We start from the raw sequence: 9,475 nt of genomic DNA on the forward strand, positions 1-9,475 counted from the left end.
TGCGGCAGGCCGCGGCCGGCGCGTTCGACCGCCACTTCCGTGTCCTCGCCGAGCGGCTGGTGGAGCTGGGGGTGCCGGACACGGTGATCGTGCTCGGCTGGGAGATGAACGGCATCACCTACACCCACCGCTGCGGACCCGATCCGGAGGCGTGGAAGACCTACTGGAACCGGATCGTCGCCACCATGCGCGCGGTGCCCGGCCAGCGCTTCCGGTTCGACTTCACGCCCAGCCGCGGCCGGGACGCCGTGCCGTGGACCGCCTGCTACCCCGGGGACGGGACGGTCGACATCATCGGCATGGACTCCTACGACCAGCCGAGCGGGGTGACCTTCGACGAACAGGTGCGGGAGCCCTACGGCCTGCAGCAGCACGTCGACTTCGCGCGAGCCCACGGCAAGCCGGTCTCCTATCCGGAATGGGGGCTGTTCCGCAACGGCGACAACGCCGAGTACATGCGGCGCATGCTCGCCTGGATCGACGAGCACCAGCCGCTGTACAACACGCTCACCGACTACTGCCCGCACGGCGTGTGGCAGTGCGCGGCCAACCCCCGCGCGTCGCAGGTCTACCGGACCGCCCTGTACGGCCGCACCGAGCGCCCGGCACCGCTGCCCCCACCGGTCCCGACCCCCGTCCCGACCCCCACCCCGACGCCGGTCCCGGCCCCCACCCCGACCCCGTCTCCCACGCCCGAGCCGGCGCCCGCCACCACGCCCCCGGCCGGCTGCACACCGCTGGACCTGGGCGACTGGGTCGCGTACTGGCTCGGCCGAACGCCCTGCGTCCGCCAGGACCGGTGGCCGCCGAGCCGCTAACCCCGGTTGCCTCCCCGCCACCGGTGCAGCACCTCCCTGCCCCGCTGCCGGGCGACCGTGTCGCACAGCACGGCCGCCAGCAGCCAGGCGGTGCGCCGCCGGGCCAGCAGCAGCCGCCGGTTGACGACCCGTCGAGGCCGCCAGTGGTGCTTGTACGGCTCGTCGCCGCGCAGCAGGCTCAGCGCGCCGCGCTGCCCGCCGCCGCTGTGCCGGGTGCAGGCGTCCAGCAGCATCACCGCCACGTCCGCCTTCCGCTGCCGCAGCACCGGGTGGGCGCCGTAGAGGTAACCGCCGGACAGGCTGTCCGAGAGCAGGGTCAGGTCGACGGCCACCACCTCGTCGTCGAGCAGGAACTCGGTGACCACCGCGTTGCCCGAGCGCACCATCGGGCCCACCGCGCGCACCAGGTGCTCACGGAACCGGGGCCGCAGGTGTTCGCTCGTCACCTTCCGCCCCTGCCACTGCAGTGCATGCAGCTCCAGCAGCCGGCCGAGCGCCGCCGGGACCTCCTCCGGGTCCACCGCCCGCCGTCGCACGCCCAGCGCGGCCAGTCTGCGCAGTTTGGCCCGGGCCCGCTGGCCGGTCTTGCTCGACGGGAGCCGGGCGACCAGCTCGTCCATGGGGACGGCGGGCAGCTCCAGGCACAGCGAGTCCGGGACCGCGCGGCACGGTCCGGGCCAGCGGTCGTAGACCCGCTCCACCGCGCCGCCCGGGCGCACCTCGCGGAAGTCGACCAGTGCCGTGCGGGCCGCGTCCGCGAGCGCCCCGGCGAGCGCCTCGGCCGCCCGCCCGTCGTCGCCGTCGTCCAGCAGCACGTCGGCGTAGTCGGAGACGGTGCCGCCGAGCGGCACCAGCGCGGGCAGCGGGCGGCGGACCAGCATCAGCGGCGCCACGGCCACCAGCTCGCCGCCGGCCCGCACCACCAGCAGCCGGAGCCGCCCGGGCCGGCCGTACGACAGCCACCACGAGTACAGCCAGGCGTGCGTCTGGAACGGGGTCGCGGCGGCGCAGCGCCCGAACAGCCGCTCCCACGCGGGGGCCAGCGCGGCGAAGGCGTCCTCGTCGGTGACCACTTCGGTGACCAGTTCGGTGACGGGGGCCGTGCCGTGGTCCGGGGCGGGGGCGGTGGCGCGGTCCGAGGGGCGGGCCGGGGGGCGTGCCGGACGCGCGGCACCCGCCGGGACGGTGGCGGTCACAGCCGGCCGCGCGCGTCGACGGCGACGGCCGGCTGGGGCACCGAGGCCGCCGGCGCGGCCCACTCCTGCGGCCGGCGCCTCGGCCGTACCAGCAGGGCCAGCGCGCCGAGCAGCCCGCCCGCGCTCGCCCCGACCAGACCGGTGACCCCGGCCGACGGCGAGGCCGGCTCGCTGGGCCGCACCGCGCGGGAGAACTGGAGCAGCCCGACGTGGGTCTCGGCCTCGGCCGCCCCGGCGTGCCGGGTGAGGGCGCCGGCGACCGCGTTGGCCATGGCGGCGGCCTGCGCCGGGCGGACGGAGGTGGCGGAGACGGCGACCATGGGCGCGTCCGGCGAGGTCGCGGTGCGCACACTGGCGCGCAGGGTGGCCACCGGCACCCCGGCCCGCTCCTGGGCGTCGGCGAGCACCGCGCCCTCCGTGGCGATCCGGCCGTAGGCCTGGGCGAAGCCGAGCGCGGTGGCGGTGTCGGTGCGCTCGCCGGGGACGGCGACGACATAGCTGGTCGCGGTGTACCGGGGCGGCGTCAGCACGCCGTAGCCGCCGCCCAGCAGGGCGCCCGCGAGGACGCCGGCCGCCACCAGCGACCAGGGCGGCAGCGCACGGAGCCGGGAAGGGCGGACGGTGGCGTGGTGCCGGGTGTGTTGCTCGGTCATGACGGGCTGACTCCCTGAGGGGATCGGGACGGGGGGACGGTACGGGCGAGCGCCGCCGTGTAGACGTCCATGAGCCGGGCGGCGCTGCGGGTGATGCAGTAGTGGCGGGCGGCCTCGGGCGCGGTGCGCGGGCCGGGCCCGGCGGCGCGGACCTCGGCGAGCGCCCGGGCGTAGGCGCCGGCGTCGCAGGGGACCCGTGCCGCGTCCGGCGCGGCCTCGGACGGCAGGTCCTCGAGGGCCGGGCAGGAGGCGTAGCGGACCGGCAGCCCGGCCGCGAGCGCCTCCACGACCGCCAGGCCGAACGCCTCCTCCGGGGAGGGGGCGGCGAGCACGTCCATCGCCGAGGCCAGCTCGGGCAGTCCGGGGCCGGGCGAGCCGTCGGGCAGGTACGGCCGCTCACCGGCGAACACCACCCGGCCGGCCACCCCCGTCTCGCGCGCGGTCCGCCGCAGCGCGGACTCCTCCGGGCCGCCGCCGACCAGCAGCAGCCGGCAGTCGGCGGGCAGCGCGGCGAGGGCGCGGACCAGGACGTCGAAGCGTTTGCCGGGGACCAGCCGGCCGATGCCGCCGATGACGAAGGCGTCGGCGGGCAGCCCGAGACGGGCACGGGTGCGCGGCCGGGCGTCCGGGTCGTACGCGAACCGCGCGAGGTCGATGCCGTTGGGCACGACCGCGACGCGCGGCCCGGAGACGCCCCAGCGGGCGAGCCGGCCGGCGACCGTCGGGGAGACCGCGACCGTGCACCGGCCCAGCCGTTCGCCCAGCAGGTAGAGCCCGCGCACCCCCGCGGTGAGCGGCCGGCCCTCCAGCTGCGAGTCGCCGAGGGAGTGCTCGGTGGCGACGACCGCGCGGACCCCGGCCAGCCGGGCGGCGATCCGCCCGTACAGGCAGGCCCGGTACAGATGGGTGTGCACGAGGTCGTACCGGCCGCGCCGGATCAGCCGGGCCAGCCGGGGCAGCGCGGCCAGGTCGCGGTTGCCGGCCATGCCGAGGTGCGTCACCCGCACCCCGTCGGCCGCCAGCCCCTCGGCGACCGGCCCCGGGTTGGTCAGCGTGACCACCTCGCACTCGGCCGGCAGGTGCCGCAGCAGCAGCCGCAGTTGCTGCTCGGCACCGCCCACCCCGAGCCCGGTGATGACGTGCAGGATCCTCACCGCAGCCCCTCCACGGGCCGCCGCCGCAGCCGGTGCAGCCGGCGCTTCAGGAACAGGCGTACGGCGGTGTCGTTCTGCCCGATGTGCACGCGCGGCAGGACGTGCGGGCCGCTCAGCTCACCGGGGTCGATGGCGCAGGCGTAGCCGTAACCGGCCTCCCGTACGGCCGCCACGGTACGCCGGTCGACCGTGCCGTACGGGTAGCAGAAGCCGGCGACCGGACCGCCGGTCAGCTCCTCCAGCGCCAGCCGGCTCTGCACGGTCTCGGCCCGCAGCACGGTGTCGTCGGCCCGGGTCAGGTCGACGTGGGTGAGGCCGTGCGAGCCGATCTCCACGCCCGCGGCGGCGGCCCGCCGGATGCCATCGGCGGTCAGCAGCGGCTTGCGCGGGCCCAGTGGGTCCCAGGCGTTGTCCCCGCCGAGCCGGCCAGGCAGCACGAACAGGGTGGCCGTGCACCCCCAGCGCGCCAGCACCGGGAGGGCGTTGCCGAGGAAGTCGGCGTACCCGTCGTCGAAGGTGAGCCCCACCAGCTCCCGGCCGCCGCCACGGGCCCGGGCGGCCAGCAGCTCGGCCACCGACACCCCGCGCAGCCCCCGCCGGCGCAGCCAGCGCAGCTGCCGCTCCAGCCGGCCGGGGCTGACCGTGACGCGGTACGGGTCGTCGGCGCAGTCGGCGACCGAGTGGTACATGGCGATCCACGGGACCCGGCCGGTGGCGGGTGCCCGGGCGGGGACCGGGGACTCAACGGAGGACGGCATGGGCGAGCCTTCGGGTGAGGATGCGTACGGAGCGGAGTGCGGGGGCGAACCCCTGGGCGCCCAGGACCCAGGCGAGCAGGACGAACACGGCGGCCACCGTGGCGCCGCCGGCGGCCAGCCCGGCCGGCGCCGCCGACGGCAGCCCCGCCACCAGGGCGCCGGCCACGGCGGCCACCGCCGCCGCCCGCAGCGGCCGGCTCAGCTCGCGCAGCACCGGAGCGGTCCGGATGGGTACGCCGTGCCGTCCCGTGCCGGCCAGCAGCAGGGCGGCGGTGAGGGTGATGCCGGTCGCGTTGGCCGCGGCGATGCCGGTGACGCCCCACGACCCGACCGTCCGGGCGCCGATCCAGGAGGTGGCCGCGATACCCGCGGCCATCGCGGCCACCGGGTACCAGCTGGCCCGGCCCGCCGAGAAGTAGGAGCGGACCAGGACGCCGGTCAGGGTCTGGCCGAGCAGCCCCAGCGCGTAGACGCGCATCACGGCGGCGGTCGCCGCGGTGTCCTGGGCGGTGAACGCGCCGCGCTGGAACAGCAGGGCTATCAGCTGCGGGGCGCAGGCCACGACCGCGGCCGTACCGAGCAGCACCAGCCGGCCGGCCAGTGCCAGGTCCCGCTCCACCCGGCCGCGGGCCTGCTCGGTGTCGCCGTCGGCCAGCGCCCGGGCCACCACCGGGAAGGTGACCGTGCACAGCATCATCGACAGCGTCATCGGGATCTGCGCGACCTTCTGCGCGTAGTTCAGGTGCGAGATGGCCCCGGAGGGCAGCCCCGAGGCGAGGAACCGCTCGATCAGCACCTGCGACTGGCGGCACAGCGCGAACAGCAGCACGGTGGCCAGCAGCGGTACGTCCAGCGGGCGCGCCGCGGCGACCGTCCCGGGCGCCGCCCCGCCGACCCGGCTCCGGCGCAACTGCCGCACCAGCGGCGGCAGCTGGACCGCCACCATCAGGCAGCCGCCCGCCGCGACCCCGCACGCGGCCGACCGCACGCCCCAGCGGCCGCCGAGCGTGTACATCGCCGTGATGATGCCGGCGTTGTACGCGAGGTAGATCGCGGCCGGCGCCAGGAAGCGGCGGTGGGCCCGCAGGGCCGCGCTGCAGTACCCGGCGAGGCCGAAGCTCAGCACGCAGCTCGCGGTGAGCCGGGTGCAGTCCACGGCGAGGGCCGGACCGGGCAGGCCCGGCGCCAGCGCGGCGACGAACTGCGGGGCGGCCAGCGCCAGCAGCGCCCCGACCGCCGTGAACGCCAGCGCCAGCCGGGGCAGGGTGCCGGCGACCAGCGACCGCACGGGGTCCCCGGGTACGCCCTGCGCACGGCGGGCCAGGGCCACGCTGAACGCCGGGACCAGCGCGAAGGCCAGCCCGTCCTCGATCAGCAGCGTGGCCGCGAACTCCGGCACCGTCCAGGCCACCAGGAAGGCGTCCGTGTCCCGCCCGGCCCCGAACAGCCGCGCCAGCGACTGGTCCCGCACCAGCCCGAGCAACGCCGCCGCGATCGAGAGCGAGGCGGTCACCAGGGTCGCCCGGGCGAGGAACCGCCGGGTGGGCGGACCGTGTTCGTCACCGAGCGCACCCGACGCGGGCACGGTGCCCGGACCGGGGCCGAGGGGGGCCGGCGGGGAGGGGGCACGGGCCGGGGCGGGCAGGGTGGGCAGGGGCACGAGGACGGCCGGGGCGTGCGGGGGGTCCGTGCCCGGGGCGGGGAGGGGTACGGCCGACGGGGCGGGGTCGGCGGTGTCGCGCTCCGGTCCCGGTGCCCCGTCCGTGCGAGGGCGCGTCATTGCGCCGCCCTCCTGACCGGGATCCCGGACCCGGAACGCTGGGCGTACCCGGGGCGCCCGGTGTGCCCGGCGGCCCCGGCGGGCGTGAGCTGGTCGGCGCCGCACAGGGACCACCAGGCGATCAGGCCGAAGCACACCGCCGTCAGCGCGGTCGCCGGGCCGCCGATGTCGGCGTAGGCGAAGTCCACGAGCTGCCACACCAGCAGCCCGCAGGCGGCCAGCGCGCAGTCCAGCCCCCGGCCGTCGGCCGCGCGGGTCCGCCACAGGCCCCGCAGGGCGCGGACGAGCAGGGCGAGCCAGCCGCCCGCGAGGCAGAGCAGCCCGATCAGTCCCTGTTCGCTCAGGACCAGCAGATACATGTTGTGCGGGGAGAGCAGCGGCTGCCGCCGGAACGCGGCCCCCGCCCCCCCGGTGTCACTGCCCGAGGACAGCGCGAGCGAGGCGTGCCCGTCCCGGTACTCGGGGAACGCCTTCAGACCCACCCCGGTCAGCGGGCGGTCCCGCCACATGTCGGTCGCCGCCGCCCACATGGTGTACCGGTCGGTGACCGACTGGTCGGGCGCGTCGGTGACCTGGGTGATGCTGTCGATCCGCTCCTGGAGCATCGCCGTACCCACCCCCAGCCCGCCCACCAGCACCACACCCGCCGCCACCACGACCGCCCCGGCCTTCAACGCCCGGCGCGGCCCGGCCAGGACCAGCTGGACGGTGAGGGTGACCACGGTGGCGATCCAGGCACCCCGGCTGAAGGACAGGGCCAGCGGCACCGCCAGGGCCATCGCGCAGCAGACGGCGATCGCCCGCTCCCGGACCGCCGGCCGGCCGAGCGCCAGGCCCACCGCGCACACCAGCCCGAAGGACACCACCGTCGCCATGCCCATCACGTCCGACGCCCCGAAGGTGCCGACCGCCCGGACGTCCCGGCCCTGGTACGAGGCTCCGGTCCCGGTGAGGTACTGGTGCACGCCGACCGCGCCCTGCCACCCGGCGAGGGCTACGAACGCCCAGGCCAGCAGCCGGAAGTCGGCCCGGTCGCGGATGAGCAGCAGCACGGCGGCCGGGACCAGGACGAAGACCTGGAGGTAGCGGCCCAGGCCGGTGATCCCGGCACCCGGCGAGACCGCGTGCAGCGCGGCCAGCGCGACACCGGCCACCGGCAGGCCGAGGAGCACCGCGGCGGTCCGGGACAGCGGGCGCCGGCGCGCGCGCAGCAGGCGCACCGCGCAGAAGAGGACGACCAGCGCGGACAGCGCGTCGGCGGGACCCGCGCCGCCCTCGCCGCCGGGGGCGGCCGGCAGCGCGAGCAGCGCCATCACGGCCACCACCGGCAGCACCGGGGACAACCGTGCGGGGCGGCGGAACGGCAGGGCGAGGGCCATCGTCAGCTCCCCGTGGGACGCACGAGCGCGGCGGCGGTGCGCAGCATGATGCAGATGTCCTGCCACAGCGACCAGTTGTCGATGTAGGCGTTGTCGAAGCGCGCCCGGTCCTCGATGGAGGTGTCGCCGCGCAACCCGTTGATCTGGGCGAGCCCGGTGAGACCGGCCGGCATGCGGTGGCGGGCCGCGTAACCGGGGTAGGTCTGGCTGAACTGGGTGACGAAGTAGGGCCGTTCGGGCCGCGGTCCGACCAGGCTCATGTCTCCCCGGAAGACGTTCCACAGCTGCAGCAGCTCATCCAGCGAGGTCTGCCGCAGGACCCGGCAGAAGGGGCTCATCTCCGGTTCGCCGGCCACGCTCCACCGGGTGGCCGACTCGTGCTCGTCGACCGGGCGGTGGGTGCGGAACTTCAGCAGGGTGAAGGGGCGGCCGTCCTTGCCGATGCGCTCCTGCCGGAACACGACACCGGGTCCGTCGGTGAGCCGCAGCACCACCGCGCACACCAGCAGCAGCGGGCTGACCAGCACCAGCAGCGCACCGGACACCAGCACGTCCAGCAGCCGCTTGGCGACGCCCGTCCGCCGTGGCACGCCCAGCGCCAGGCGGCGCACGGCGAACCCGGCGAGCTGGTCCGGCATCTCGTACGCCGGACTGTCCGCGTCGGCCTCCCACACCGTGCAGCCCGACTCGGCGAGCGCCCTCAGCAGCGGCGCCTGCGCGGTGCGCACGGCCGGGTCCACGGTGAGCACGACCCGTACCCCGTTCTGGATGAGCGCCCGCTCGACCTCCTCGCCGGTGGACAGCACCGGCAGCCCGCCGGTCCGGGCCGGCCGGTCGGCGACCAGGCCCACCGGCCGTACCCCGCAGCGAGGATGCCGGAGCAGGGCCGCGGCCACCCGCTGCGCGGTCGCCGCGGGCCCGATCACCAGGGCGGTGTGCGGGTGGCGGCGCAGCACGGTCCGGCGCCGCCAGTGCACCGCGCCCCGGGCCGCACCGGCCACCGCCGCGTGCAGCGCGCAGCCCAGCAGCAGCGTCCGGGCGGTCAGGGCGCGTCCGGGGTCGTGGGCGGCGAACAGCGCGGCCGGCCCGAGCCAGGCCGCCGCGATCCGCCCGCACACCGCGGGCAGTTCGTCGAGCACCCCGGGCACCGGGCGCGCCGCGCGCGGGCGCAGCAGCAGCGCGCCGGACACCAGCGCGGCGACCAGCAGCGGGCGGTGGGTGGCGTCACCCAGCGCGGCCGCGCCCACCAGGGCGGCGAGCAGGTCGGCGGCGAGCAGGGGCAGCGGCGAGCCGGGCCGGGCCGGCCGGCCCCGCGGCGGGAACCGGAAGCCGCCGGCGGGGCGCGCCGGCAGGACGGAGACGGGGGAGTACCCGTGGTCCCGCGGCTGGGCGCCGGAGGACGGAACGGTGCTTTCCGCGGTCACGACTGGAGGGACTCCCTGCGTTCGGCCGGCACGGGCCGGGCTGTCTCGCGAAGCACCGCCGGAGCACCGCGGTCCGGGCCGGTGGTGTGGAGGTCGGGGGCGGGGGTGTCGGGGTCGGTGTCGGTGGTGCGCAGGTCGGGGTCGGTGGTGCCGTGGTTGGGGCCGGCGGTGTCGGGGTCGGGGTCGGTGGTGCCGACGTCGGGGCCCGTGGTGTCGAGGAGCCGGCCGTAGAGGGCCGTGAAGCGTTCGGCGGTGTGGCGCACGTCGTGCGTGGACAGGACGTGCCGGCGCCCCCGGGCGGCGAGTGCCGCGC

Annotated in this window: 8 protein-coding genes and 1 pseudogene; 1 reads left to right on the forward strand and 8 read right to left on the reverse strand. The window is 77.2% G+C overall.

What is annotated here, in order from left to right; translation table 11 throughout:
- On the forward strand, positions 1-818 hold an 818-nt coding region (locus IE312_RS43105; protein WP_229900766.1), incomplete at its 5' end, for a glycoside hydrolase family 26 protein.
- Here IE312_RS43105 and IE312_RS34095 read toward each other — a convergent pair.
- The 8 genes and pseudogenes from IE312_RS34095 to IE312_RS43110 all read right to left on the reverse strand — a co-directional run.
- Positions 815-2,014, reverse strand: a complete 1,200-nt coding sequence (locus IE312_RS34095; RefSeq protein WP_370467658.1) for a GNAT family N-acetyltransferase — start codon at positions 2,012-2,014, stop codon at positions 815-817. The genes IE312_RS43105 and IE312_RS34095 overlap by 4 nt on opposite strands.
- Positions 2,011-2,667: a lipopolysaccharide biosynthesis protein gene (locus IE312_RS34100; RefSeq protein ID WP_189986097.1), complete on the reverse strand. Its 657-nt coding sequence runs from the start codon at positions 2,665-2,667 to the stop codon at positions 2,011-2,013. The genes IE312_RS34095 and IE312_RS34100 overlap by 4 nt, the downstream gene beginning before the upstream one ends.
- Positions 2,664-3,821 (reverse strand): glycosyltransferase, encoded by a 1,158-nt coding sequence (locus IE312_RS34105; protein ID WP_189986098.1) that lies wholly within the window; start codon positions 3,819-3,821, stop codon positions 2,664-2,666. Before IE312_RS34105 ends, IE312_RS34100 begins: the two co-directional genes overlap by 4 nt.
- On the reverse strand, positions 3,818-4,579 hold the full coding sequence (locus IE312_RS34110; protein WP_189986099.1) for a polysaccharide deacetylase family protein: 762 nt from the start codon (positions 4,577-4,579) through the stop codon (positions 3,818-3,820). The genes IE312_RS34105 and IE312_RS34110 overlap by 4 nt, the downstream gene beginning before the upstream one ends.
- Positions 4,563-6,359, reverse strand: a complete 1,797-nt coding sequence (gene murJ / locus IE312_RS34115; protein ID WP_229900767.1) for a murein biosynthesis integral membrane protein MurJ — start codon at positions 6,357-6,359, stop codon at positions 4,563-4,565. The genes IE312_RS34110 and murJ overlap by 17 nt, the downstream gene beginning before the upstream one ends.
- Entirely contained in the window at positions 6,356-7,738 is a 1,383-nt protein-coding gene (locus tag IE312_RS34120) for an O-antigen ligase family protein (RefSeq protein WP_189986100.1), read from the reverse strand. Before IE312_RS34120 ends, murJ begins: the two co-directional genes overlap by 4 nt.
- Positions 7,739-7,740: 2 nt before the next feature.
- Positions 7,741-9,162, reverse strand: coding sequence for an exopolysaccharide biosynthesis polyprenyl glycosylphosphotransferase (locus IE312_RS34125; RefSeq protein ID WP_189986101.1), 1,422 nt, complete (start codon positions 9,160-9,162; stop codon positions 7,741-7,743).
- Positions 9,159-9,475: pseudogene (locus IE312_RS43110) on the reverse strand (glycosyltransferase family 1 protein); the annotation flags it as partial. The pseudogene IE312_RS43110 and the gene IE312_RS34125, both read right to left, overlap by 4 nt.

Source organism: Streptomyces capoamus (assembly GCF_014654935.1).
Classification (GTDB): Bacteria; Actinomycetota; Actinomycetes; order Streptomycetales; family Streptomycetaceae; genus Streptomyces; species Streptomyces capoamus.

What these genes read in the sequence shown, in the direction of transcription:
- IE312_RS34100 (WP_189986097.1), bottom strand. Translation starts at nt 2,667, where the DNA reads ATGACCGAGCAACACACCCGGCACCACGCCACCGTCCGCCCTTCCCGG.
- IE312_RS34110 (WP_189986099.1), bottom strand. Translation starts at nt 4,579, where the DNA reads ATGCCGTCCTCCGTTGAGTCCCCGGTCCCCGCCCGGGCACCCGCCACC.
- murJ (WP_229900767.1), bottom strand. Translation starts at nt 6,359, where the DNA reads ATGACGCGCCCTCGCACGGACGGGGCACCGGGACCGGAGCGCGACACC.
- IE312_RS34120 (WP_189986100.1), bottom strand. Translation starts at nt 7,738, where the DNA reads ATGGCCCTCGCCCTGCCGTTCCGCCGCCCCGCACGGTTGTCCCCGGTG.